Origin of the sequence: Falsibacillus albus, assembly GCF_003668575.1 — a bacterium.
In the GTDB taxonomy this organism is placed as follows: domain Bacteria; phylum Bacillota; class Bacilli; order Bacillales; family DSM-25281; genus Falsibacillus; species Falsibacillus albus.
The window spans coordinates 82289-107466 of sequence record NZ_RCVZ01000010.1 but is presented as its reverse complement, the minus strand read 5'-3'; the positions used below and the strand labels follow the sequence as shown (position 1 = coordinate 107466).

The window sequence follows — 25178 nt, the reverse complement described above, 5'->3', positions numbered from 1 at the left end:
TTTGTACAGTAAAAGAGGAGGACGGTTTCATTAAAATGGGAGCGCTGTCAATCATGTGAAAGGAGGAATGTGAATGCCTAGGCTCACAGGAGGATTGTATACGGTAATGGAATGGATTACCCGTCTTGTTTACCTTCAATTTCTTTGGACCGTATTTTTGATATTTGGATTAGGGGTTCTCGGAATATTTCCATCAACCTTTGCGATGTTTGCAGTTGCCCGCCAATGGATCCGCAGGCAAGAGGACTTGCCGATGACAAAGTATTTTTGGCAAATGTATCGACGGGATTGGCTTATGGCCAACTTGATTGGATGGGGAATGACAGCAGGCAGTTTCATTCTATATTTTTACCATCGCCTGTTCCTGAGCTTTCATGGGGTATTGCCGTTTATTATCTCAGTACTTCTACTTGTTGTCATGGCAGTGTATACCATGATGCTGATCATGGTCATTCCCGTTTATGTACATTATCGCCTTAGATGGAAGGAGTTCATCAAATGCACCGCCTTGATCGCTGTTTCACATCCTTTTCATGTAGCAGCGATCGCTTCTGTTTTATTTGCTGGTGTTCTCTTATTGAAAATGGTCCCCGGTTTTCTTCCATTTTTCAGTGTCAGCCCGGTATGCTTAGCCGTCATGTGGCTGGCCCATCTGGCCTTTCAGCGAATCGAAAAAAGTCGAGTGATGCTGATAAATTGAATGGATTGATCCGATTGCAAAACAGGAAAGTATTTTAGTGAGGAGGCATGGAACTATGGAATTCAGGTATGCAACCAATCCAGAAGAAGCGAAGCATTACACTACACAGGAATTACGGGAGAAGTATCTAGGTGAAAGATTGTTTTTGAATGGGGAAATCAATATGCTCTACACCCATGAAGATCGTATGATCATTGGAGGGGCTGTCCCTGGTACAGAAGAGCTCTTGTTGGAGTCATCCGATGACCTGAAAACGGATTACTTCTTGGAACGCAGGGAATTGGGTATCATCAATGTAGGGGGAGAAGGGCTTGTATTTGTCGAAGGCGATGAATATAGATTGAAGAAAAGGGATTGCCTGTATGTTGGGCTTGGCAATAAAAGAGTCTCATTCAAAAGTGCATCCCCTCAAAACCCGGCAAAGTTTTATCTTGTCTCCACACTTGCTCATCAAGCATACCCCACAAAAAAAGTGGCCATCGATGATGCACAGCCGGCACAGATGGGCTCGCTGAGTGAATCGAATGAACGGACCATTTATAAATACATTCATGCGGATGGAATCCAGAGCTGTCAATTAATGCTTGGCATGACACTTCTCGAACCAAATAATATGTGGAACACGATGCCCGCCCATCTTCATGATCGACGGAGCGAAATCTATTTCTATTTTGATATGCCGGAAGATGGCAGGGTATTTCATTTTATGGGCCAGCCTGAAGAAACGAGGCATCTCGTCGTCAAGAATGAGGAAGTGGTCATTTCTCCTGCTTGGTCTATCCACTCTGGCGTCGGTACGAGCAATTATACATTTATCTGGGCGATGGCAGGTGAAAATTACACTTTCACCGACATGGACGCGGTTGACATGAAAAAGCTTAAATAGGAGGAGGCAGCATGTTCTTGGAGTCAATGTTTTCTTTAAAAGGGAAGACGGCGCTTGTAACGGGTGCCGCGTCAGGGATCGGGCAGGCAATCGCCATTGGATTGGCAAAGGCAGGCGCTGATGTTGTCATTACCGGAAACCGAACAAGCTTGGACGAAACGCTAGGGTTGATTGAACAGGAAGGAAAAAAAGCATTTCCATTGATGATTGACTTAGGAAAGTCAGATCAGATTCATGAAAAAATGCAAGAGCTCCTTGCCGATCGGGCAATTGATATCCTGGTGAACAATGCAGGGACGATCCGAAGGGACAAAGCATCTGAATATTCGTCGGAAAATTGGCGTGAGGTCATGGCTGTGAACTTGGACGCCGTGTTCCATCTCACTCAGATTGTTGCCAGGCCGATGCTGGAAAGGCAGGCGGGCAAGATTATTTCAATTGCATCTTTGTTATCGTTCCAAGGAGGGCTGTTCGTCCCGGCATATGCCGCGAGCAAGCATGCTGTGGCAGGATTGACGAAATCATTTGCCAATGAGTGGGCGAAACACAATGTCCAAGTGAACGCCATCGCGCCAGGGTACATTGAAACCAAAAACACGGAAGCGATCCGTGAAGACCCTGAACGTGCACAATCCATTCTTTCACGCATCCCGGCGGAAAGATGGGGCCAGCCGGATGACTTAACCGGTGCCGCCATCTTCCTTGCATCACCGGCATCCGACTACGTATCCGGCCACACCCTCGTCGTCGACGGCGGCTGGATGGGAAGATAATAAAAAGGTGACAGGCACCATCCAATTTCTGAATGGTGCCTGTCACCTTTTATTGTTGTTTCAGCATGGAAGACATGATTTTGATCATTTCATCTTTTGTAATCAATTCTCCAACCAAAACGAGGTAGTAGCCTTTTTGATCGGCGGTGTCTTGGACTTTGACCATCATTGTTTGGATGTTGTAGTCCTTATTATAGTGAACAATATTGCCATCCAGTTCGAATGGGGTAGACTTTTTATATTCATACCAGAAAGCATTCGGCAGCAGATCCTTTGATGATAGTGGCATCTGACTGACATATATACTGAATTCGCCTTTCATATATTGGGTTTTAATGAAAGGATCTTTATTCGGGCTTTCGTCCTTTGTAGATCCTTTTGCGGAAACAATTTTATATCCATCTGGAATAAATGTCGGGAGAAGTACAGGGTAATCTGCAATTTTTTTAGCTCCTTCAAAGTCGTACTGGGTGACAGCATAGATTTTCTTTTCCAAATGGGAAATCTGAATTCTAATTTCTTTATATCGTTTTCTTTCAGAATCATTCAGTTTCTTCTCATCGAAGATAAACCGGTTGCCATCTTTTGTCCTCATTTTATTTTCAAATGGGAGCATTTCATTTTCCAATCTGCTGTAGGTCTGGAATTCTTCAGGTGAGAGCGTTTTCTGGGCCAATTCGAAATGGTTTTCCAGATCTTTCATTCCTTTTTTCGTCATTTGAGGAACAGCTTGTTTTAGATTTTCCTCTGAACCAAAAACCTTACTGATCAATGTTTCACCGGCATCCACGATATATGTACTGCCATAGCTCCATGCTGTCGCTGTGATTACTATTGCGGCTGCAGCAGTCAATAACAAGCCCTTTGATTTTGAGGGGGATTTTGTTTGATTTCTGCTGTTGCCGAGCTCATTTTTTGCCTTTTTTACACCAAGTACCGAGCGCATATGGAGGTCTTTAGGTATCTCGATTTTTTCCATTTCTTCTCTTACCAGTTTTTTATCATTCATGAGGTTTCGCCCTCCTTAAATTGATGTTTCAACTTGTTCAATGATCGATAGAGTATGGATTTAATCGTTCCAATCGGGACTTGCATGATGTTGGAAATCTCCTTGAATGTGTAATCATAATAATATTTAAGCATTACGATTTTTTTTTCATCTTCTTTTAAGTTGTTAATTAAGCTCTTTAAGGAAATCGTCAATGGTAGATCTACTTCCGTGGATTGAACAGGTGGCTTTAGTTCTGTGTCCAAAAAAACCACTTTCTTTTTCTTCCGAAGTATATCCGTTGCACAGCTCATGGCAATTTTGATCAGCCAGGTTTTGAAATATTTTGGCTCCTTCAGCGTATGGATGTTTTTAAAAGAGCGATAGGCGGTTTCCTGCACCACATCCAATGCATCATCCTGATTTTTCGTATACACATATGCAATTCTGTATAGATCTACCTCATATTGTTGGAATAATGTTATAAATGCATTTTCATCTCCATTTTGAGCAGCGGCCACTAACTCGTTAATCGCAATCACCTACTTTTTCCATTCTTGGTATTTACTTTACACGTATTAGACGCACACATCATCGCTTTGGCTTAAAAAATATTAAAAAGGTGACAGGCACCATCCAGAAAATGGATGGTGCCTGTCACCTGAAAACAGCCTAAAAATAAACAAAAGTAGGAAATTTTTTAAAAATGAATTGACAGACTATTTTTAGTTATGCAAATATTTAATATATTAGTAGGAAAGGAGATTACATATGAATACGGAAAAAAGTCGAAAATCGAAATTTAGCTTTTGGTATGTACTTTTGTTAGTCCCGTTTATCACAACGCTGTTCCCAGGTATGTACGCATTTGATGAACCAAGGCTTATGGGTTTTCCGTTTTTTTATTGGTATCAGCTTGCGATGATCCTGCTATCAGGGGTGTTAACCATCATCGTATACGTGAAAACGAAGGAAAAGTAATTGAACTATCAATGCTTGAAGGAGTGTTAAGAGATGAACTGGACAGCGCTTAGTGTTTTCATTCTATTTTTTATTTTCGTAACCGTTATCGGTTTCTATGCAGCCAGATGGCGTAAAGGAGATTTAACCCAGCTTGATGAGTGGGGACTTGCCGGCAGAAGATTCGGTACGGTCGTAACATGGTTTCTTCTAGGCGGTGACCTATACACCGCGTATACATTTATCGCAGTACCGGCGCTATTATATGGGGCAGGGGCGATGGGTTTTTTTGCTGTTCCTTATACGATAGTTGTTTATCCGTTTATTTTCGTTGTGATGCCTCGTCTTTGGTCAGTTTCTCGAAAACATGGTTATGTAACCGCTTCCGATTTTGTCCGGGGCAGATACAATAGCAGTACATTAGCACTGGCTGTTGCGATAACAGGAATATTGGCGACTATGCCTTACATTGCTCTTCAACTTGTCGGGATGCAGGCAGTCATTTCGGCAATGGGATTTAAAAATACAGGGCTCGCTGGGGAACTTCCGCTGATCATCGCATTTGCCATTCTTGCTGTATATACGTATTCCAGTGGACTTCGAGCACCGGCATCGATCGCTATTGTAAAGGACGTAATGATTTACATAACGATTATCGTGGCCGTCATCGTCATTCCAATGAAGCTAGGTGGTTTTGGAACGATTTTTGATTCAGCAAAGGAGGCTTTATCCACCCATAACCCACCAGGCTCTTTCATCCTAGGAAAAGGGTCATTCATGGCATATGGAACGCTTGCTTTCGGATCTGCACTTGCATTATTCCTATATCCGCATTCCTTGACAGGGGTGCTCAGTTCGAATAGCCGTAATACAATTAAAAAGAATGCCGCTATATTGCCTGCGTATTCCCTAGTGCTTGGATTCATTACATTGCTCGGATTCATGGCTTTAGCAGCACATGTCAATGCAAAGTCAGGTAATGATGCTATTCCAGCTTTGTTTTTGCAAATGTTCCCTGATTGGTTCAGTGGTTTTGCATTTGCAGCCATTGCAATTGGGGCGCTTGTTCCTGCAGCGATTATGTCCATTGCTGCAGCCAACTTGTTTACACGAAATATTTACCGTGAGTATATCAATCCGAATTGTTCACCTAAACAGGAATCAGGGATGGCAAAGCTCATTTCGCTTCTAGTAAAAGTGGGGGCACTTGGCTTTATCATTTTCTTCCCGAAAGAATATGCCATCAATTTGCAGCTTTTAGGGGGGATTTGGATATTGCAAACCTTCCCGTCGGTGATCATTGGGCTCTACACAAATTGGTTTAATCGCTGGGCTCTTGTCATCGGATGGTTTGTAGGTATGCTGGCAGGTACGATGATGGCGTTTTCGCAAAATTTAAAATCAATCTATCCACTTCACTTGTTTGGTTCGACAATAACCGGCTACGCAGCTCTTTATGCGCTTATCCTCAATTTTATCGTAGCGATCATCCTAACCTATGTCTTTAAGGCAATGGGAATGAACAACGGAAAAGACCAAACGACAGAAGAAGATTACAAAGCAGCATAATAGTTTAGAATTAAAATATTAATGAAAAAAAAGGTGACAGGCACCATCCAGAAAATGGATGGTGCCTGTCACCTTTTCTTGGTTACCACTATATAGAAGAATAGGGGGAGGCATTAAGAAAAAGAACTCTCATCTTCCAGGGGAAATATAAAAAGAAAGCATAATCATCAGCGGTTATTTTTTCTTTTTTCAATATTGAAACGTCTCCAACTATAAATAGAAACCCCACAGCAAATCAAGAAAAACAGTGCTCCTCCGAACCATAGTAAATAATCTTCATTGATATTTTTCAGTAAAGGAAAATCCAACTTTTTGATGATCCAATCTGATAACGTGACGAAAACCCATAAAATAGCCGCTTGGGGAAGAAGCAGCTTCCATTTCATCTTCTTCTGATCTTTGTCAAAATTGATTAGTAGAAGTAAAAAGGATAGGATAAAAACTTTATTCATATGACCAATCTCCCTAAACACAGCATTTTTAATAATATTAGCATATTTTGGTTATCAAAAGCGGATTTCCAAAATGCATTCACGGCAAGGTATAAAAATCCAAAAACCATCCATTCTAAAAATGATATAACTTGAAGGATGGTGTACATAAATGAATCTATTGAAGGAATTGACGGAAGCTTATGGAGCGCCGGGATTTGAAGGGGCGGTCCGTAAAATCATAAAAAAAGAGTTGGAAAAAGCCGGCGCCAGTATTTTAACGGACCGTTTAGGCGGGATCGTGGGTGAGAAAAAAGGAACTGAATCAGATGTAAAGATCCTGCTTGCGGGCCATATGGATGAAGTCGGCTTCATGGTCAAGGAGATCACGAAGGAAGGGTATTTGTATTTTGCACCTCTTGGCGGCTGGTGGGATCAGGTTTTGCTGGCGCAGCGGGTAAAAGTCATCACTGAAAAGAAAGAATTTACAGGTGTGATTGGCTCGAAGCCACCGCATATCCTGACAGCTGAAGAACGAAGCAAAGTGTACCCGATGAAAGAAATGTTCATCGATATTGGGGCAAAAAGTGATGAGATGGTAAAGAAGTGGGGGATTCAAGTAGGCGATCCGATCCTCCCGATCTGTCCATATGAACTCCTTTCCGACAACGATACGATTTTGGCAAAAGCAATGGATAACCGCGCGGGCTGCTATCTCGCTCTTGAGACACTGAAAGGGCTGCAAAATGGCCAGCATCCGAATACGGTTTATGCAGGGGCGACCGTGCAGGAAGAGGTAGGATTGCGCGGGGCCACTACACTGCCATATATCATCGACCCCGATATCGCCATTGCGCTCGACATGGGGATATCCAAGGATGACCCGAGCCATAGTGGAAGCAAAAACGTCAGCCTTGGAAAAGGACCGCTTATTACGTTCCTGGATTCTTCAATGATACCGAACGTACGGTTCCGCAATTTCATCATTGAAACGGCGGAGAAAAATAACATCCCGTATCAAGTCGATCTGCTCCTCGGAGGCGGAACCGACGCAGGTAAATTCCACATGCACAAAGCTGGGATCCCAAGCATCGTCATCGGCGTCGCCACGCGCTATATGCACAGCCACGCCTCGATGGCCAGCAAGCAGGACCTTGAAAATGCAGTCAAACTGCTGGTTGCACTGGTCAACGCGCTCGACAAGAAAACCGTGAACCAATTTATTAATTATTGAAATAAAAAAGGTGACAGGCACCATCCATTTTCTGGATGGTGCCTGTCACCTTTTTCAAATAAAACAAATGACATACCAGTTATTTATTTATATGATGTTATTAGGTCAATTGGATTTCTACGAGAAAGGGTGTGGGGTTTTGGGGATATGCTGAGATTTTTGCTGCAATTGGGATTTCTGACAGTGATTTATTACGTATCTGCATGGGTGGTTGGCATACTCAATTTACTCATTCCAGCTGGGGTATTCGGCATGATATTAATGTATGTCCTCCTTTCGACAGGTGTAATAAAGATGTCTTACATATCAAAAGGATCTGCATTTTTGATCCGGCATTTAGGGTTCTTTTTCATCCCGATTGCGGTTGGCCTGATGGCTTATGGGGGACTGATTAAAACGAGCGGTATTCAAATCCTGATCATGATTGTCTTCAGTACGGTCATTGGTTTGGGAGTGACGGCTGGCGTATCCCAGCTTTTTTCGAAGAGGGAGGAGGCCAGGCATGGGCACAACGCTGATTAATATTCTCATGACCATAATGGTTTATGCCGGAGCCCGCCAGCTGGCAAAGAAGGTAAACTCACCGCTTGCTACCCCGGTTTTTACATCAACTTTAGTCATCATTGCTCTACTCATCGGATTTCGGGAAGACTATGACCAGTATAAGCCGGCAAGGGATATCATGACTTTTTTGCTGGGGCCGGCAACTGTGGCGCTAGCGATTCCCATCTATGAAAATCGTGAACTAATTAAGAAGCGCCTTGTGCCTGCAGCTGCGGGGCTTGTAATCGGAATCATTTCTACGATTCTCTCTGCTGTTTGGTTGTCGATTGCGCTTGGACTATCTGAAAAAATCCAAGCCACAGCAGCGGTTAAAGCGGTGACGACACCGGTAGCGATTGAGACGACAAAATTAATCGGGGGAGATCCCGCACTTGCAGCTGCCTTTGTTATAACCGCAGGAATTTTTGGGGCAGTTTTTGGAGCGGTTCTTCTGAATATAATGGGAATCACAGATCCATTTTCAAGGGGATTGGGAATCGGGACGGTCTCCCATGGCATCGGGACAAGTCAAGCCATTGTACAAGGACCAATTCAAGGTGCGGTATCCAGTGCAGCGATGGGATTGTCCGCAATCATCACTGCGTTGATCCTTCCATGGATTTACCCTTGGATTCAATAGGGGGAGCAATTTTTATTCGGTTTTTTTGATAAGAATAGGGCGTTGATTGGAGCGGGTGGCGCGAGCCTCCGGATGCTCACCGCCCGCCCTATTAAATCGTCAAGAGAACAAAATATAGATGGGGATATGATTGGAATTTGAAATTAATAGAGAGAAGGGTGAAATTATAAATGAAAGTAATCGAAACGGAACGTCTGATATTGCGCAGGTTCATGCCAGATGATGCACCATTTATGCTTGAGCTGATGAATGACGCGGATTATATAAAAAATATCGGCGACAGGGGAATCCGGACAAAAGAGGAAGCAAAAAATAGCCTATTGAATGGGCCCATGAAAATGTATGAGGAGCACGGCTTCGGCCTCTTTTTAACTGAATTGAAGGAAAATCATACGCCTATGGGGATGTGCGGCCTGATCAAAAGAGAGGGTCTCGAGGATGTCGATATCGGATATGCCTTTCTCCCTGGGTACCGTGGAAAGGGATACGCAGTGGAAGCCGCAAAAGCTTCATTGGAATATGGCAAAAATGATCAAAAACTAAAAAGGGTCGTTGCCATTACATCCGTCGACAATGAAGGTTCGATCAAACTTCTAGAAAGAATAGGCTTGCAATACGAAAAGCTGGTCACTTTGCCGAATGATGATGAGGAATTAAAGCTATTTGGAATCAATTTTTAAAAGATTATGGGGCTGGGAAAAATGGATATCTTCTCGATGAACAGCAAACTATTAAAAAAGGAAAAGACCATTCGCGTCTATGTGCCAGTAGATTATGAAGTGACGAAAAAGCGATATCCTGTCTTATATATGCATGATGGACAGAACGTATTTGAAGACAAGGATGCCATTCGTGGAAAGTCTTTAGGATTGAAGCGATTTTTGGATGAGCAAAGACTCGATATCATGGTCGTGGCAATTGACACCATCCCTATTTTGGAGGAAAGAATCAATGAATTGTGTCCTTGGGTGAACGGTGCTTATACGGAAAAGCTTCTCGGGGCACCTAGTACACTTGGCGGTAATGGGGAAACGTATCTGTCCTTTATCGTTGAGGAATTAAAACCATACATCGATCAAGCTTATCGTACGATTCCTGACGCGACTGCCATGGCAGGGATTTCACTTGGGGGATTGATGTCGACTTATGCAGCTTGCCGCCATCCTCACATTTTCAAAAGAATTGCCGTTTTTTCTTCTGCATTCTTCAGAAATCAAGAAAAAATCGAAGAATTGATTCAAGAAACAGATCTATCATCGGTCGAAGCATTTTATATGGATTGCGGAACGGCTGAGAGCATGGATGCCCGAACGAGTCAGGAATTCCTCAATTCAAATAAAAGGGTTCATCAACATCTTCGGCAGAAATTCACGTTTCTTGAATTTAAGATCCTTGAAGGAGAAGAACACGATTATTCCAATTTTAGAAAGAGAGTTCCAGAAGTGATAAAACAACTGTTAGGATCTTAAAAGCTCAGGGAGTCCTTTCTCTGAGCCTAAGTTAATTATATAGTTAGATTAATTTCTTTGAAAAAACTAAAGGTGCATCTAAACTCCCTTTACTCTCTCCAACAGACATTTCAATCAAACCTATCTCTACAATCTCCCCAGCGATTTTTTCGCTGTGTTCCAGACAGTATTGAAAAGCTTTAGAAAGTATATCGGGTTCAAGTTTATTTGCTAGAGTACAATGAGGGATCCACTTACCAGGTAAATATAATGGATTCGCATGGTCACTATATTTTATGAATCCTTCATGATGCAATCGATGAAATTGCAACAGTTCACTAGTTACAGTGGGTTGAAGAAATAACGTTCCATAATTTAAAAATGATCCAACGGTATTGAATGTGACGTTCATACGAGGTTTCCTATCATAAAAGATTTCAAGATCTTTTATGAATTCCATTTTATTTAGATTCTTATAGCTCCCAAGCGTGATGTGTGGACGGGCATCCTGAAACTTCTCTCCATAAAAAGAAATTTTCTCATTACTAAGCTCATTCCAGAGCGATTTTATTTGTCCTTCAGTATTTTCATCAAACAACATAATGATCCAGTACATATATATCCTCCAAATATTTGTTTATTGACATAATAGTAACATAATAAACTTCACCTGGAATTTTATGTTAAAATTTAATGTGGGATAATTATCAAAATGGAGGGTGATGTCGATGGAACCAGTTAAGGAAAGAGTGATGGGGCATTTAAGATATTTGGCTGAGGAGATTGGGTGCCGGCCGATCGGGACTGATGCGAATGATGCTGCGGCTGAATATATCGAAAAAGTTTGGAAGAATGCTGGATTAATAGTTGAAAAACAGGAATTTGAAGTTCCGAACTGGGAATGTGAAAAAGCGTGTTTGATCCTGAAAGGTGAACAGCTGGATGCAAGAGCAAATTCGTTTTCGGCAGCATGTGATATCACTGGAGAGATAATGCCAATTTGTACGTTGGAAGAGCTTGAAGCAACCCCGCATTTAGCAGGGAAAATTGTCTTGCTTTATGGAGAGCTTTCCAAAGAAAATTTTATTCCTAAAGGCTTTACGATTTACAATCCAGAATCTCATAAGCGTGTCATCCAGCTGTTAGAAGAAAAAAATCCTTCTGCCATCATCACAGTCCGGATGGAAAAAATGAACGATGAACCCATTTTTAATGACTGGGATCTGGATATTCCCTCTGTAACGATATCAGCAGAAACAGGATTAATGATAAATAATTGTAGTAATGCAGCACAAATAAGATTGATTGTTGATAGTAAGAGAAGTCCAGGTAAAACAAGAAATATCATCGGGAGGCTAAACGGCAATGCAAAAGAGAAGATCATCCTGACTGCGCACTATGATTCCGTATTTAAGACTTACGGTGCCTTCGACAATGCTTCTGGCGTTTCAATCATCCTCGCGCTGGCCGAAGAAATCAGCACTCGGGATGACCTCCATATGGGGTTTGAGTTTATTGCATTCAGCTCTGAGGAGTACCTTGGCTTAGGGGATCAAATCTACTTGAGCAACTTTGACAGAACATTACAAGATGGGATAGCTGCCATCAATTTTGACGGGATCGGACAGTCGCTGGGCACTAATAATATGACGTTGATGGCAGGGTCACTTGGACTCGAAAATCTTTTGAAGACAATCAAGAAAGGTTTCCCGGCTGTACAATGGGTAAACCCTTGGTATGAAAGCAACCATTATACATTTTTCTCAAATGGTGTCCCAAGCATCCCATTCAGCTGTACAGGTGTTTCTGATCTACTTCATACACCGGATGATCGATTGAAATGGATCAGTCCCGAAAAAATGAATGAAGTTTTTTCAATTGCGCTTCATGTGATCGAAAATTTGCAGGACAAGACGAGTGAATGGACAAGGAGTGCAGATCATAAAGTGGTTGGCACTTGAAAAGGCTCAGATATTTCTGAGCCTTTCTCAATCTTTATGATCGTCCGTTCTGACGGTGATAGTTCCGTAAAATCATGCCATTCGTTTTCACCATCTTGAATTTTTCATAGAATGGTTTAAGGTCCTCGTCGCAGCAAAGGTCGACCATATAGATATCATCTAGCTCCATGATCATTCTTTTCATTAATTCACTGCCGATGCCTAACCCTTGGTAAGCTGGCAGTACTTCCAACAGAGGGATATAAGCAGACAGCACATGATCAGAGATCGCTGTGATAAATCCGATTACTTGCTTTTCCTCAACAGCCAGAACAATATGGCTGCTGTTCTGGAGCAGCTTCCAATGAGCTGCGGGTGAAGGGGGATTGGGCCACCCTTCAAAAAAACCGTTCAACATTTCTTCAGTAATCCCATCTAGAGATGATTTATATTCCATTTGAAACACTCCCCTGATAAAAAAATATTCTACATATAATTTTTCTTGTAGAATGAGGGATTCCCTTTTTTAAGGAAGGAATCTTTAAAAAATTCTAAATATTTTCCAAGAGTTTATGATACACTCTCACTAGGGTCTTTCGAGTGAATGTAATGGAGGAAAATAGAATGTCGAATATACAGATGGTTAAAGAGGTCAATGCAAAGGATAAGGGGCATATCCATGACATGCTTTATCAATTCAATTTAAAACACTTTCCAGAAGACTTAAGAGGAAGATATGAGGAAATCAATATATTTTTAAAAGGCGATGATGGAGCGGTCCTGGGTGGAATCCTTGGAGAGATTTGCTGGAACTGGCTTGAAATCCATACGCTCATACTCGAAGAGGAAATGAGAAAGCATGGTTTTGGCACCAAGCTATTAGTGGCGATCGAACAAGTGGCCAAAGAGAAGGAGTGCAATTTCATCAAGGTGGATACCCTAAGCTTTCAGGCTCTGGACTTCTATCAAAAGAATGGATATGAAGTGTATGGCACCTTGGATGGAGTAGGCAGGGATTTTCAACATTATTATTTAAAAAAAGATTTGTAATCGGATATTAAGGAGGGTTTCAATTGGGTATCGGGATCATCATAACAGGACTGATCATCTTGGGTTTAGGATTATTGACGCCGATCAACGATTTATTTACGATGCCTTTTGCAGTGATACTATTTATTTTAGGGATTACACGTTTATCGGGCAATCAACAATATGGTTCTAAACAAAAATAAATTTGACAAGAAGGTACGTAAGATGAAACTCTATACAAGTTTATCAATATGATGCGTTCAGCAATACACCTAATAAGGGAAATCCAGCAGGGGTCGTATTCAGGGCGGATGGATTATCAGAAAAGGAAATGCAGGAAACAGCAAATAAAGCAGGATTCAACGAAACTGCATTTCTCCTGAAATCGGAAAATGCTGATCTCCGGATCCGATATTTTTCTCCCGGCACTGAAATGGATTTGTGCGGACATGCGACAGTTGCTTCCATTTATGCGTTATTCGCTAGAAACGAATTTGCAGAGCAAAAGAGTATATTAATTGAAACAAAAGCGGGAATCCTGCCTATTTACATACAAGCTTTACCGGGAGGCGATGTTCAAATCACGATGCAGCAAGCAACGCCTGATTTCAGGGAATTCAATGGATCATTGTCTGAGTTGGCTGCATCCATTGGATTAACAAAGGAAGATATCGATGATCAATTACCTGTTTTATATGGAAGTACAGGAACTTGGACGCTGCTGATTCCGATAAAATCGCTCGAAGCTTTTAAAAAAATGGAACCAAAGAATCAACTTTTCCCATCAATCTTAAAGGAAATGCCCCGTGCCTCTGTCCATCCATTTTGTTTGGATGCTTATGACGCAAGTGCAGACATGCATGGAAGGCATTTTTCTTCTGCCTACTCAGGCGTCGTAGAAGATCCCGTCACTGGAACAGCTTCAGGTGTGATGGGGGCCTATTATGCACAGTTTGTTAAGCCTCAAAGGAAAGATCAGCTAGAAATAGTGGTTGAACAAGGAGACGAAATGAATAAAGATGGCCGTGTTATGGTGAGAGTCATAAATAAGGATGAGCAATATGAAGTGGAGATTTCTGGAAGTGCTGTATATGTGGGAGAAAAGCACATCAGCTTGGATGGAAAAAAAGCATGATGAGTATTCACAAGATTGGCTTGTTGACTGTTACTCATGACCCTTTAGGGAAAAATATAGACCTTTTCAAACGATTAAAAAAAGTAATTGAAGATTTGTATCCTGAACTCTATATGGCAATCAGCGAGGAATCCTCTATCAAGCTTATCAGGGAAATAGAAAATAGCAATTTCAATATAAAGATCATACCCAAGAAAGGGGCAGCTTTTGCCCGGCGTGCAGTCTTGAACTTCGGATTGACTGGTGAATGTGGATTTTATCATTACGTGGATTTCGATCGGTTGCTGACTTGGGCGAATAATCATCTTGTTGAATTGAAAGAACTGAAGAAGATGCTTACAAATCAAGATTATATGATCATTGGCCGTACAGAGAGAGCCATGAACACACACCCGGTCGAATGGATCGAAACCGAAAGAATCACCAACAAAATCTGTTCAATCGAACTCAGCATGGACGTTGACATTACGGCAGGCTCGTGCGGTTTTTCACGGGAAAGCGCTGAATATATACATAAGTACTCAAACGATAAAATGACTGATGGAGAATGGCCAATGATTGTGGATAGAATGGCCGATCTAAGAATCGGTTACATAGCTGTGGAAGGCTTGGAATACTTTGAGGAAATCAATGGCATATCCAGGCCTATTTCCGATTCGGAAAAATGGTTGGACCGGCTGAGGCTGAGCCTCATTATCAGTGAATCTGCGATAAAAACAGGCAGGTAATGGGCGTTTTCGGTGAAGGCGTGAAAATATGGTAGTAAACACGACGGAATGACCCCCATTTATAAGCCACCGAGCAAAACGGACATCGGAAAATTAGATCTAGGAATTTTGAAGTCTCAAAATTCCACGATTTACATATAATACTGCATGCCGTTGTTCGGAGGTTTGATAAGAGGTGTATAGTTCCAAAAACCAAATGGATGATGAAGCAAATCATGAAAAGAGAATCTTAGCCCTTGAGAGGCAGGTAGCACTTGGCCTTTGGATTCAATCCCTTGGGCAGCTCATTGAAATTAACGGACTTTCAGGTTTGCTGCAGATGGAAGAGGATATGGATTCATCTGGAGAAAAAACCATTTTGGCGGGAAACTGGGTGAAATTCACTGGAATTTTAACTGAAGCGTTGTCTGTCTCAAAGCAAATTGGTGAGACGGACAAATCGAAACTCATCAAGGAGCAGGAGGCTGCCATTACCGGCGACCTATTAGCTGCATTGGGTTCCCTGATAGAAGTCTTCGGAGGAGTCGAAGTCCTTCAAGAAGAGAAAGAAAATATTACTTTCTTGGTACCATAATGAGCGTTTTTCGAAATCGAAAAAGCTTGGGAATTGATATTGTCCCCTTTAAGTAGACATTCAAAAAAACCTTCATGTTACCATGAAGGAAAGAGTGCTACTTGGAGGGGATTTTTCTATGGCGAAGAAAGGACAAACTTTTAATAACTATTCAGATGAGTTCAAACTTAAGGCTGTTATGAAATATGTGAATGGTTCAAAGAGCTATACGGTCTTGGCCGAAGAGTTGGGAATTCGTAATTGTAGTCAGCTTAAAGTATGGGTCAAAAAATGGAAACAAGGAGTTCCTTTTGATGAAAGAAAGGGTGTATCAAATCCTTTAAAAGGCAGACCTAGAACTAAATTTAAATCGGTGGAAGAAGAACGGGATTATTTAAAAGCACAGGTTGAATATTTAAAAAAGCAGTATCCAAATCTGGTAAAGGAGGACATGACATTCCCAGAAGAATGAAATATGAATTAATTGAAGAAATGAGGTGTCATTATCCGGTCTCTTGGCTGTTGGAGATTGCTTACATCTTGCCAGCTAGTTATTACAAATGGAGGAATACCACTACCCTACGGGTAGAAAGGGCTGAGAAGGAACAAGACATTTGCGAACACATTATGGGCATTCATTTTATCAATTCTGAATTTGGTCGGGAGCGTATGACGGATGAATTAAATGAAATTGGGTATTTGATCAACCATAAAAAAGTCTATAGGCTAATGACCGAAATGGGTATACATTCAATCATTCGGAAAAAGAGAAAACGTCATGGACAGAGTCCTTCAGTCATCTTCCCTAACCGACTGAAAAGGAACTTTAAGGCTGTTGGTCCCCAACAGAAGATGGTTACAGATATTACTTATATATCTGTCGGAGAAGAATTTTATTATTTGTCTGTTATCCAGGATCTTTTCAATAATGAGATAGTAAGTTGGGAGTTATCCAAGAGAAACGATTTGGAACTTGTCTTAAACACAGTAGATAAATGGACTAAGAAAAAAGACGTAGATGGAGCTGTTTTACATTCGGATCAAGGCTTCCAATATACGTCAAAGCTGTATAACAACCGATTAGCTGTGTTTGGCATTAAGGGCAGCCATTCTCGTAAGAGAAACTGTTAGATAATGCCTGTGTAGAATCGTTTTTCTCCCACCTCAAAACAGAGAAATTGTATGTAAAAAAGTGTACGTCTAGAGAAGAACTAGAACAAGTTCTTGAAGAGTACATCTACAACTACAAACGAAGACAAAAGAAACTTAAAAAACGCGCGCCGATTGAATATCGACACGCGCTTGTTGCTTAGTTTTTTTATGTTGTCTACTTGAGAGGGACAAGACCAAATCCCCAGTCTTTTTTGTGAAGGAAAGAGAGGCAAGCATCCCGAAAAAAGAACTGATGGATACATAAACCAGTGGGACATCGGTAAAGCTTTTTGATGAAATTAGACGGGTTGCTTTTATAGGTCACCACCTAAAATGTCCATGACTGGATATAAACGGGGCACTGAGAGATTAATTCATCGTCCCAGTAAATGCTTTAACATGAATGCACTCCAAAAGAAATTGGAAGAGTACGGGAGGCGGAATGATGATTGAACTAAAACCGATGACATCTTATGAATTTGAAAAATACATAAAAGCAGTGATAAAGGACTATGCGGAGGAGAAAGTGGCAGCGGGAAACTGGAAAGCTGAAGAAGCCATGAAAAAATCAGAAGAAGACTTCCATTCTCTTCTGCCTCAAGAAGAGAAAACAGAAAATAATCATTTGTTTACGATCGTGAACGACAATTCGAATGTGGGTATGATCTGGCTGGCGAGAAGGCAGGATGATTCTGGTTTTATTTATGATATTCTCATTTCAGAAGATCAGCAAGGAAAGGGATTTGGGAAAGCTGCGATGTATGCCATTGAAGGTGTAGCAAAGGAACTTGGTATGAATAAGATTCATCTTCATGTGTTTGGCCACAACAAAATTGCTCGGAGTCTCTACGAAAAAATTGGATATGAAACGACGAATATTAAAATGGAGAAAAAATTATAATTGTGCGGCGTACTATGAAGTGCGCCTTTTCGTTTGTAAAAATGAAGGAATCCTAGTGAATCTATCGAATTGGATAAAGATGCTCATTTCATATTTAAAGAGCAATTGCGATGAATACAGCCGTTTCCGTGTGAATAGACCGCATATTACTGATTTCGACAAATAATTGGATGGTGTAAAAAATGAAAATCTCTGTATTAGGATGTGGCCGCTGGGGCACATTTTTAGCTTGGTATGTTAATAAAGTCGGGCATCAAGTCATGTTGTGGGGGCGAGATAACTCCAGGAATTTTCAAAGATTACAAGAGACTCGAAATAATGATTACCTAGCACTTCCGGAGGATGTTGAATTAGGCAGTTCGCTGGAACAAGCAGTATCTATAGCAGAAATAATCATTATTTCCATCAGTGCCCAAGAGCTCCGTTCCTTTTTGAAAACATTAAACACACTAAACGTGATAGCAGGGAAGACGATTATATTGTGCATGAAAGGCTTGGAAGCTGAGAGTGGGAAAAGACTATCTCAAGTGGTTGGAGAGGAAATCGGGAAGAACGTAAACGTAGCAGTCTGGGTGGGACCGGGACATGTTCAGGATTTTGTCGCGGGTATTCCGAATTGTATGGTAATAGGCTCTGAAGACGTTGAGGTCACCAAGCAGATTGCCCAAGCATTCAATAGTGACCTCATACGCTTTTATTATGGTCAGGACCTGATTGGAAATGAAATTGGTGCAGCGACTAAAAATGTGATGGGACTGGCAGCAGGAATGCTCGATGGGTTGAAATACAGCAGTCTAAAGGGTTCGCTCATGGCTCGTGGAACACGGGAAATCTCCCATCTTATAAGAGCAATGGGAGGGAATGACATCACGATTTACGGGTTGAGTCATTTGGGGGATTATGAAGCAACTTTATTTTCTCCTCATAGCCATAATCGAAAGTTCGGTCAGGCATTAGTCGAAGGAGAGCGGTTCGAAAAGTTGGCTGAAGGAGTCTCAACCGTCAAGGCACTAAAGGAATTATCGATTCAATATGATGTGGAGCTTCCGATATCAAATGCCCTTTATAAAATCTTATATGACAATCATGATGCCAAAGACACACTGGAGGAATTATTTCTAAGACCCCTAAAATTTGAGTTTTGACGTCAGGTTTTGAATGGGAGTAGCTAAAAGAGATTAAGGAGGATAGTTATGAAGGTCAGAGGCTTGAATCACTTCTTGTTCTCCGTTTCCAATTTGGAAAGGTCGGTTGAATTTTATCAAAATGTATTCAATGCTAAGCTCCTTGTGAAGGGAAAGAGCACGGCGTACTTTGATCTGAATGGAATGTGGCTGGCATTGAACCGGGAGGATAATATCCCAAGAAACGAAATCCACGATTCATACACACATATTGCATTTACAGTTGATGAATCAGATATGGCCACGATATATGAAAAATTGAAAAGGTTGGATGTGCATATTCTCCCTGGCCGTGAAAGGGATGCACGCGATAAAAAATCGATTTATTTTTCGGATCCCGATGGACATAAATTCGAATTCCATACGGGTACGTTGGCAGAGAGGCTGGAATATTACAAAAAGGATAAACCGCATATGGAGTTTTTTGAGTGAAGATTTATCATTTGCTGTTCTTTGATTCCATTTAAAATAGTCTTTCTTAATGGTTGATACTTGCAATATTGGAGCATATTAATTTTGAAAATGAATGGAAGGAGCCATATAGAATGAAAAAAGATCAGGACTTTCATGGAAAAGTGGAAGCCAATTCAAAAAACGAAATGGAAACAATCAAGAAAATATCCTCAAAAGAGAATGGACAGCCAGTACCGCAGCCGAAGGACTATGATGAAATCGAATATTGAATGATAAGGGAAAGGAGCACTGATATAAAGGAACAATCAGTGCTCCATTTTGTGATGAAGTCGCAAAACTACCCATTAATGAGCCGAAGTGATGGAACTTGTGGCAGTTTACCTGTAATTAGCGTTTTGTGTGGTTTACCCAAACCATAACCTTGTCCAAAATGGACACCGTTCTTTTGTAGAAAGACAAGTTCTTCTGCTTCTTCTATCCCTTCTGCAATGACGAAGGTATCCGATTGATTGGCAAAGTCAAGTAACATCGATACTAATTTCTGCTGGACTGAATCTTGGTCGATATGCCGGATGAGTGATTTATCCAGCTTGATGAACTCAGGCTTCAAATAAACGAGCGTTTTCAAACTATTGTATCCGGATCCAGCATCATCAATCGCAATCCTGAAGCCTTGGGATCGATAGTTGTTTAGAACCTTTTCAAATTGTACAAAATCTGTGACAGCTTGTTTTTCGGTCAATTCGAATACGACTTGTTCAGGAGAGATCCCAAATTCTTGGAGCAGTTGCACCGTTTCTCCGCTTTTATAATTGGAATCCAACAGAACCTGTGGATGAATATTTAAAAAGATTAGGTTATCCCTGCATAGGGTATCCGCTGACAAACTGTTGAAATAGCGCTGGATTGATAAATTCCTACAAAAACATTCAAATGAAAATACTTGATCTGTTTGGCCGATAAAATCGTAGAATGATTCTGTCGTTGGAAACATTTTCGAAGAAGGCGGTCGATTCAGGATTTCGAATCCTATCGTATTGCCTCCGTTCAAATCTAAAATCGGCTGAAAAAAAGTAGAGAGTGATTCATTGTTAATGATGTTTGTCAGTTCCAGGAATTTTTTGTGGTTGACCAATCCCTTTTTGCGAATATCATTGAAATATTTCAAACTTGAGTAAAATGTACTGTTGTTTATTTTTGAAATCATATCTTTAAGCATTCCATCATTCCTATATTTTTTCTCAAATGAATCAAATTTCCTATTCATAAGTTTACATTGCCATTGTAAAAGGAAAATGAATCCATTGTAAATTTTTTCATCTGTGAAAAAAATGATTAATCTTGTGGTGGTTATATAGGGGGATATAAATTGAACAACTCAATCAAAGAAACGTATAATCGATTGGCAAAGACTTATCTCAGAAATGATCAACGAGATAATCCTTACAATGCCTATTACGAAAGGCCGGCCATGATGGCTGAGATGCCATTGGACCTTAAAGGGAAATCCGTGCTCGATGCAGGCTGTGCGGCCGGTTGGTACTTAGAGCGGCTGGTTGAGCGAGGAGCCGTTGCAACAGGTATAGACATCAGCCCGGAAATGATTAAATGTACACACGAACGATTGAAGGAAAGGACAACAGCATTCTGTCATGACCTCCATGATCCACTTCCGTTTCAAGAGGATTCATTTGATATCATCATCAGTTCACTTACCCTTCACTATATAAGAGAGTGGGGATTTGTTTTTAAGGAATTTGAGCGTGCTCTTAAAAGGGGAGGGACCATTTTGTTTTCTGTCCACCATCCCTTCATGGATTTTTCAAAACACGCAAGTGAAAATTACTTTCAGACAGCGCTGCTGACAGAGACATGGAAGAAGCTTGATACCACCATCGATATCAGTTTCTACAGAAGATCTTTGCAGGAAATGATCAATGTAACGGTTGAACACTTTCAACTTGAGAAGGTGATTGAGCCAAGACCGCAAGAAAAAATGAAACAAATCAATGAGACGGATTATCTGCACCTCATGTCAAACCCTCATTTTTTGATAATCAAAGCAGTTTCAAAAAAATAGCAGTTAAATATGGTCTTCCTATAATGGCTTTCCATATCTGACTAAAACATGCCACAATAGCTTAAGTTCCTGAAGAATCTCTTTAACAGGCCCGCGATCTTTCCAACTTTGAGGATTACGGTGAAGATCCATGATGGCAGAGCCGATTAACCTCGCGTTGATTGTATCATTTTGTGCAATCCGTTTTGCAAGTGATGGCATAGAGGGACCTCTAAAATTTGAGGGAACTTCACTTATCTGTAATTCAAAGCCCTTATGCCAAAATAGATCAATTGAATACTTAAGACCCAGCATCTCTAAAGTTTCCCCAGTAGTGGTCCCTTTAAAAGAAGGGTCTGCTACAAGGACATCTACGTCTTCTTTGAGTGAAATATTCCCATGGATTTGGGCTTCAATGTAGTGATTAAGATTCCGATGTGGTTCTTTCCTTTCGAAATCTGCCTTTTTATCGAGGTTAACCAGTAAATGATTCATTAATTTTGTTGGAGGCAGATCCCTTTCACCAAGTGCACACTCCCTCGTAAACGCATCCTCTAAGAGTGCAGCCAATATCATGTCAAACTCAACATACGTCCCTTTTTCCTTTGGGTCTTGGTGGGAATCTAAATAGGTAAATGTAGAGCGTGATGAAACCTTCGGAGATAAAAGGAAGTAACATGAACCGAATCGAGGAGCAGGCCCATCTGCGTGCAACATGATATTCAATGCGCCATATTTTGGTCGGTGGGAGTTCGTTGTCCCTTCCGATTGATAGGCTCCCCCGAAAATTTTATTCTCCCAAATATCACGCTCACCACCTGGAAGGGCAGATACACTGCCATTGGATATGAGTGTTTCAAATTGGCTCTTATATATTCCTTGTTCATATAGTGCCTCGGCAACTTCCTTCATGGCTGAATCAGGTCGATCAGGATGGAAATGGAGTGCGATACGAGCATTGGATTTTAAATTATTTACTGCAGTTTCAAATACATTTATCGGAGTGTTAGACATTTTTAAAACATGATTTAAGATAGCTTCAGCTTCAAGATTATGACTTCTGGCATATTCTGTTATATGGTCGATTGCCATTTGTTGAGAACGAGATAATTCCACCAAGTATGCCTTCCTCCCTTCGGAAAGTAGTTCACACCTTTATTTTACAAAATTGTGAATCTGGCTGTATATAGCTGTTTCCTTACAAAAGTGAATTTTGAAGATCGACCATCGATGACAGTATCAGTAAAAACGCCATAAAAAAAACCTTAATCCAATCGGTATAAGGTTTGATGCAGAAATAACAATATACAATTGTTCAATGGATACTTATTATTTCTGATAAATGAAGGGTGAGTGAGTTTTGTTTCTCATCCCTCAAAGATAGAATCTGTTCAATGAGGTTAAGCCCCGATATCCTGCCCCTGAATGTTGCCAGCGCCCCATTCGAATAATAGTCGATGGTGATCAATCTCTTTTCGGTAAGTTTTTTAAGATACATATAGATTCCTCCTTTCATTTTCACTTTATTTTAATAGATTAATTTTAATTTCAGATGAAAGAAATATTAAAGTAGTTTTATATTTTGTAAAGACCGATTTAAAAATTGTGGTTGGTCCATCTGCCGATTATGAGAAGAAGCCTTAAAGATGTGGAAGTCATGGAAGGATTTATTGCGATGTGAAGAGAATGTATCGTGTATAAGGACAAAAATAGTGAGATGGAGGGAGATTGAAAGTGAAAACATTGCAATATCAAATTGTAACAATACCAGCCTATCGGGGAATCGGATTGAAGTGGGAAGGGGCATATTCGGAAGTCGATGAATTGAAAAAAATGATAGCGTCCATGCAAGGGAGAGTGAGTGAGCTTGAGCATGCTCTTCATCCAGAGCTTCAACTAGGTTTGTCCTATCATCTCCGACCAGATGGGTTTGTTCATTATTCTGTTTACGAGGTGGATGAAAAGCAACAGGTTCCAGAAGGCATGATCGAAATAAATGTCCCCGAGATGACTTACTTCACAACCCATCACGCCAAAGGGGAAAGCATTGGGGGAACATACAGCAAGATTCATCAATGGATGGACGAGAACGACTATCATCCGTACGGGGAAGCGGAAGTCGAGTATTTTGATTCTCTTCCGATCAAGCATGAAAGATACCCGCATGACCGGGATGTAGATGATCCGCATTTTGATATTCGAATCCCGATTGTGAAGAAGTGATATTTAACTTTTGACCAAGTAGATTCACATGTCAGCGAGGTCATAGAGAAATTATGATTGGGTGGGGAGGGAAATATCGACATGGAATAGCGATTGAGGGGTTTTGAATATATCCCCATTTCCAATAGCTTATAATCAAGCTGTTTCCGTCCATACGGATGAAGATATTGAACATACGATCAACGCTCATGAAAAAGCCATTAAGCTCATTACGAACTCTTGAGTTTGACAATAAAGACAATAGGCACTCGGAAATTTCGGGTTTGTCTATTGTTTTTTTTGGGATGTTTTGGGGACGAAAGATTATTATTTCGTATCTATACAATCTTGCATGAAGATAGAAATATCTAGATGATCAAAAGGATTATCTGGATTTTTTTGTGTTCAAGTATTGAAAGTATCGTCATTAACTTAGTGGTGAGTTGCTAAGGAGATAGGTTTATCGATTTTTCTCTATTTGACAGTAGATTCTACCAAACTTTTCATGAGAGGTTCCTTGATAAAGATAAAAGTTGGATTAGAAAGGGATGTGAAAAATGATAAGGAAATGGCACCAATTCCTTAACGAATCTAAAAAATATTTTCAAGGCGGAGACATGGAGGATTTTTCACTTGAGGAGAGAGAATCCATAGAGAAGATCCCATCACAGAATCCTTACGGAGTCATTGTACTGGTTTTGGGTGGGGCTTCTTTTATGTTTGGACCAACTTACGGATTTCTTCCAATAGTGAATCTCATCCTATTTTCATTGACACTTATTACATTTGATAAAGAAAAAGAGGACAACCCTTGGACATTTTATTTAGGGGCTGCCCTCTCGTTTATAGGGTTATATATGTACATAATGGGATTCACGCACCATTTTACTCTCTAGCATAGGAAAACTCCGTGCGTTTTTGCATCATTTATTTAGGCTCTTTTCTCAAACTTTGTTGCTTTAGCTACTAAAATAGGATTGTCCATACAGTTTTTTAACTGTAAAAATTGCTCAATGAGCGAGAAAAGAGCCGGGATTCTATATTTCAACGCGCCAAACATCTATTTTCACGTTAAAATCGGCACTAAGATTTTAACAACAATCTTTGCGAAAACAGCCTTTATTTAAGCTTGCCCAATTCACTAATCACGATACTCGTACATACGGTAATTACGCTGCTTAAATAAATTAGAGAGTAAGATATAGCTGAAAGCATCGATAATTCAGGATCATTTCCATTATCGGAAAAATAACTTACAGCCAACATACCAACTGCAAAAACGATCATTCCGTATATAAGGTTCTTTAGAATTAACTTCAATAGAATCCCTCTCCAAATAACAATAACATATTTTCCCTTTGTTTACTTTGGCAATTAAAAGAGGCTGGGACATAACTTATTCACTCCGCTCTAAAGACGAACAATATATTTTTAGCTTCTATTAAACTGCTGTTGATTTCCGCGCATGACTTCGCTTTCCGCGGGGCCTCACACGAAGTGAGGCCGTTCGATGTTGGCACACGACGTGCCGAACTTAATCGAACATCCGCCTTACCTCTCCTCGCTTCGCTGCGGGGTCTCACCTGTCTAGCTCTGGGGCTTAGGGGCTCGAGGTCATAAGCCGAATCTGCCAAAAAGGCAAAGGACGCCTTTCCGACAGATTCTTCTTATGCTTGTCGCCCCTAGGCAAAGCCCCGACGCTTTTCTAT

At 40.8% G+C, this 25178-nt stretch carries 34 protein-coding genes; 26 read left to right on the top strand and 8 right to left on the bottom strand.

Annotation, left to right across the window (positions count from 1 at the left end):
• The first annotated feature begins 73 nt into the window (after positions 1–73).
• Genes D9X91_RS14610 through kduD form a run of 3 tightly spaced genes read left to right on the top strand, consistent with a single transcriptional unit; the run spans position 74 to position 2359 of the window.
• Positions 74–700, top strand: coding sequence for a YesL family protein (locus tag D9X91_RS14610; protein WP_121681380.1), 627 nt, complete (start codon positions 74–76; stop codon positions 698–700).
• Positions 701–755: 55 nt separating this feature from the next.
• On the top strand, positions 756–1586 hold the full coding sequence (gene kduI, locus D9X91_RS14605) for a 5-dehydro-4-deoxy-D-glucuronate isomerase (RefSeq protein WP_121681379.1): 831 nt from the start codon (positions 756–758) through the stop codon (positions 1584–1586).
• Between the two features lie 11 nt (positions 1587–1597).
• Entirely contained in the window at positions 1598–2359 is a 762-nt protein-coding gene (gene kduD, locus D9X91_RS14600; RefSeq protein ID WP_121681378.1) for a 2-dehydro-3-deoxy-D-gluconate 5-dehydrogenase KduD, read from the top strand.
• Between the two features lie 49 nt (positions 2360–2408).
• Here kduD and D9X91_RS14595 read toward each other — a convergent pair whose 3' ends face one another.
• Positions 2409–3368, bottom strand: a complete 960-nt coding sequence (locus D9X91_RS14595) for a hypothetical protein (protein WP_121681377.1) — start codon at positions 3366–3368, stop codon at positions 2409–2411.
• Positions 3365–3889: a sigma-70 family RNA polymerase sigma factor gene (locus tag D9X91_RS14590; RefSeq protein ID WP_233569805.1), complete on the bottom strand. Its 525-nt coding sequence runs from the start codon at positions 3887–3889 to the stop codon at positions 3365–3367. Before D9X91_RS14590 ends, D9X91_RS14595 begins: the two co-directional genes overlap by 4 nt.
• 229 nt (positions 3890–4118) lie before the next feature.
• Between D9X91_RS14590 and D9X91_RS14585 the strand changes: the two genes are divergently transcribed.
• Together D9X91_RS14585 and mctP are read left to right on the top strand one after the other, a co-directional pair.
• The gene (locus tag D9X91_RS14585; RefSeq protein WP_121681376.1) at positions 4119–4328 is read left to right on the top strand and encodes a DUF3311 domain-containing protein; all 210 of its coding nucleotides are present in this window, start codon (positions 4119–4121) and stop codon (positions 4326–4328) included.
• Positions 4329–4361: 33 nt separating this feature from the next.
• Entirely contained in the window at positions 4362–5876 is a 1515-nt protein-coding gene (gene mctP, locus D9X91_RS14580) for a monocarboxylate uptake permease MctP (protein ID WP_121681375.1), read from the top strand.
• Positions 5877–6043: 167 nt separating this feature from the next.
• On the opposite strand, the gene D9X91_RS14575 is transcribed toward mctP, so the two are convergent.
• Entirely contained in the window at positions 6044–6328 is a 285-nt protein-coding gene (locus tag D9X91_RS14575) for a hypothetical protein (protein ID WP_121681374.1), read from the bottom strand.
• Positions 6329–6479: 151 nt separating this feature from the next.
• Between D9X91_RS14575 and D9X91_RS14570 the strand changes: the two genes are divergently transcribed.
• The 5 genes from D9X91_RS14570 (at position 6480) to D9X91_RS14550 (ending at position 10193) form a co-directional block, all read left to right on the top strand.
• Positions 6480–7541, top strand: a complete 1062-nt coding sequence (locus D9X91_RS14570; protein WP_121681373.1) for a M42 family metallopeptidase — start codon at positions 6480–6482, stop codon at positions 7539–7541.
• Positions 7542–7688: 147 nt separating this feature from the next.
• Positions 7689–8063 carry a CidA/LrgA family protein gene (locus D9X91_RS14565; RefSeq protein ID WP_121681372.1) on the top strand — a complete coding sequence of 125 codons (375 nt, stop codon included), beginning with the start codon at positions 7689–7691 and terminating at the stop codon, positions 8061–8063.
• The gene (locus D9X91_RS14560) at positions 8044–8724 is read left to right on the top strand and encodes an LrgB family protein (RefSeq protein WP_121681371.1); all 681 of its coding nucleotides are present in this window, start codon (positions 8044–8046) and stop codon (positions 8722–8724) included. Before D9X91_RS14565 ends, D9X91_RS14560 begins: the two co-directional genes overlap by 20 nt.
• Positions 8725–8894: 170 nt before the next feature.
• Complete coding sequence (locus tag D9X91_RS14555; protein WP_121681370.1) at positions 8895–9404, top strand: GNAT family N-acetyltransferase; 510 nt, start codon at positions 8895–8897, stop codon at positions 9402–9404.
• Between the two features lie 21 nt (positions 9405–9425).
• A complete protein-coding gene (locus D9X91_RS14550; protein WP_121681369.1) occupies positions 9426–10193 on the top strand; it encodes an alpha/beta hydrolase in 768 nt (255 codons plus the stop codon).
• A gap of 43 nt (positions 10194–10236) precedes the next feature.
• Here the strand turns inward: D9X91_RS14550 and D9X91_RS14545 are convergent, their stop codons facing one another.
• Complete coding sequence (locus D9X91_RS14545) at positions 10237–10788, bottom strand: 2'-5' RNA ligase family protein (protein WP_121681368.1); 552 nt, start codon at positions 10786–10788, stop codon at positions 10237–10239.
• Positions 10789–10900: 112 nt separating this feature from the next.
• On the opposite strand from D9X91_RS14545, the gene D9X91_RS14540 reads away from it, so the two are divergent.
• Positions 10901–12133, top strand: a complete 1233-nt coding sequence (locus D9X91_RS14540; protein WP_158598335.1) for a M28 family metallopeptidase — start codon at positions 10901–10903, stop codon at positions 12131–12133.
• A 34-nt stretch (positions 12134–12167) separates the two neighbouring features.
• Here D9X91_RS14540 and D9X91_RS14535 read toward each other — a convergent pair whose 3' ends face one another.
• On the bottom strand, positions 12168–12569 hold the full coding sequence (locus D9X91_RS14535; RefSeq protein WP_121681366.1) for a GNAT family N-acetyltransferase: 402 nt from the start codon (positions 12567–12569) through the stop codon (positions 12168–12170).
• A gap of 167 nt (positions 12570–12736) precedes the next feature.
• Between D9X91_RS14535 and D9X91_RS14530 the strand changes: the two genes are divergently transcribed.
• From D9X91_RS14530 to D9X91_RS22550, 12 genes are all read left to right on the top strand, one after another.
• Positions 12737–13162 carry a GNAT family N-acetyltransferase gene (locus tag D9X91_RS14530; RefSeq protein WP_233569804.1) on the top strand — a complete coding sequence of 142 codons (426 nt, stop codon included), beginning with the start codon at positions 12737–12739 and terminating at the stop codon, positions 13160–13162.
• A 23-nt stretch (positions 13163–13185) separates the two neighbouring features.
• The gene (locus D9X91_RS22555) at positions 13186–13344 is read left to right on the top strand and encodes a hypothetical protein (RefSeq protein ID WP_158598334.1); all 159 of its coding nucleotides are present in this window, start codon (positions 13186–13188) and stop codon (positions 13342–13344) included.
• Between the two features lie 32 nt (positions 13345–13376).
• The gene (locus D9X91_RS14525; RefSeq protein ID WP_121681365.1) at positions 13377–14276 is read left to right on the top strand and encodes a PhzF family phenazine biosynthesis protein; all 900 of its coding nucleotides are present in this window, start codon (positions 13377–13379) and stop codon (positions 14274–14276) included.
• Entirely contained in the window at positions 14273–15004 is a 732-nt protein-coding gene (locus D9X91_RS14520; protein ID WP_121681364.1) for a hypothetical protein, read from the top strand. The genes D9X91_RS14525 and D9X91_RS14520 overlap by 4 nt, the downstream gene beginning before the upstream one ends.
• 175 nt (positions 15005–15179) lie before the next feature.
• The gene (locus D9X91_RS14515; protein WP_121681363.1) at positions 15180–15578 is read left to right on the top strand and encodes a hypothetical protein; all 399 of its coding nucleotides are present in this window, start codon (positions 15180–15182) and stop codon (positions 15576–15578) included.
• Between the two features lie 118 nt (positions 15579–15696).
• Complete coding sequence (locus D9X91_RS23150) at positions 15697–16029, top strand: helix-turn-helix domain-containing protein (RefSeq protein WP_121681362.1); 333 nt, start codon at positions 15697–15699, stop codon at positions 16027–16029.
• Positions 16026–16688 carry an IS3 family transposase gene (locus D9X91_RS23145; protein ID WP_121681361.1) on the top strand — a complete coding sequence of 221 codons (663 nt, stop codon included), beginning with the start codon at positions 16026–16028 and terminating at the stop codon, positions 16686–16688. Before D9X91_RS23150 ends, D9X91_RS23145 begins: the two co-directional genes overlap by 4 nt.
• 47 nt (positions 16689–16735) lie before the next feature.
• Positions 16736–16870 carry an IS3 family transposase gene (locus D9X91_RS23140; RefSeq protein WP_158598333.1) on the top strand — a complete coding sequence of 45 codons (135 nt, stop codon included), beginning with the start codon at positions 16736–16738 and terminating at the stop codon, positions 16868–16870.
• Positions 16871–17154: 284 nt separating this feature from the next.
• On the top strand, positions 17155–17610 hold the full coding sequence (locus D9X91_RS14495) for a GNAT family N-acetyltransferase (protein WP_121681359.1): 456 nt from the start codon (positions 17155–17157) through the stop codon (positions 17608–17610).
• Between the two features lie 182 nt (positions 17611–17792).
• Positions 17793–18755, top strand: a complete 963-nt coding sequence (locus tag D9X91_RS14490) for an NAD(P)H-dependent glycerol-3-phosphate dehydrogenase (RefSeq protein ID WP_121681358.1) — start codon at positions 17793–17795, stop codon at positions 18753–18755.
• A 48-nt stretch (positions 18756–18803) separates the two neighbouring features.
• Positions 18804–19226, top strand: a complete 423-nt coding sequence (gene fosM, locus D9X91_RS14485) for a FosM family fosfomycin resistance protein (protein ID WP_121681357.1) — start codon at positions 18804–18806, stop codon at positions 19224–19226.
• A 113-nt stretch (positions 19227–19339) separates the two neighbouring features.
• Complete coding sequence (locus tag D9X91_RS22550; protein WP_158598332.1) at positions 19340–19477, top strand: hypothetical protein; 138 nt, start codon at positions 19340–19342, stop codon at positions 19475–19477.
• A gap of 68 nt (positions 19478–19545) precedes the next feature.
• Here the strand turns inward: D9X91_RS22550 and D9X91_RS14480 are convergent, their stop codons facing one another.
• Positions 19546–20427, bottom strand: a complete 882-nt coding sequence (locus D9X91_RS14480) for an EAL domain-containing protein (protein ID WP_121681356.1) — start codon at positions 20425–20427, stop codon at positions 19546–19548.
• 150 nt (positions 20428–20577) lie between these two features.
• On the opposite strand from D9X91_RS14480, the gene D9X91_RS14475 reads away from it, so the two are divergent.
• A complete protein-coding gene (locus tag D9X91_RS14475) occupies positions 20578–21288 on the top strand; it encodes a class I SAM-dependent methyltransferase (protein WP_121681355.1) in 711 nt (236 codons plus the stop codon).
• An 18-nt stretch (positions 21289–21306) separates the two neighbouring features.
• Here the strand turns inward: D9X91_RS14475 and D9X91_RS14470 are convergent, their stop codons facing one another.
• Positions 21307–22383 (bottom strand): DUF3626 domain-containing protein, encoded by a 1077-nt coding sequence (locus tag D9X91_RS14470; protein ID WP_121681459.1) that lies wholly within the window; start codon positions 22381–22383, stop codon positions 21307–21309.
• 199 nt (positions 22384–22582) lie between these two features.
• Positions 22583–22765 (bottom strand): YolD-like family protein, encoded by a 183-nt coding sequence (locus D9X91_RS14465; RefSeq protein WP_121681354.1) that lies wholly within the window; start codon positions 22763–22765, stop codon positions 22583–22585.
• Positions 22766–23001: 236 nt separating this feature from the next.
• On the opposite strand from D9X91_RS14465, the gene D9X91_RS14460 reads away from it, so the two are divergent.
• Positions 23002–23490: a GyrI-like domain-containing protein gene (locus D9X91_RS14460; protein ID WP_233569803.1), complete on the top strand. Its 489-nt coding sequence runs from the start codon at positions 23002–23004 to the stop codon at positions 23488–23490.
• 536 nt (positions 23491–24026) lie between these two features.
• Positions 24027–24365 carry a cell division protein FtsK gene (locus tag D9X91_RS14455; protein WP_121681353.1) on the top strand — a complete coding sequence of 113 codons (339 nt, stop codon included), beginning with the start codon at positions 24027–24029 and terminating at the stop codon, positions 24363–24365.
• Positions 24366–25178 lie beyond the last annotated feature (813 nt).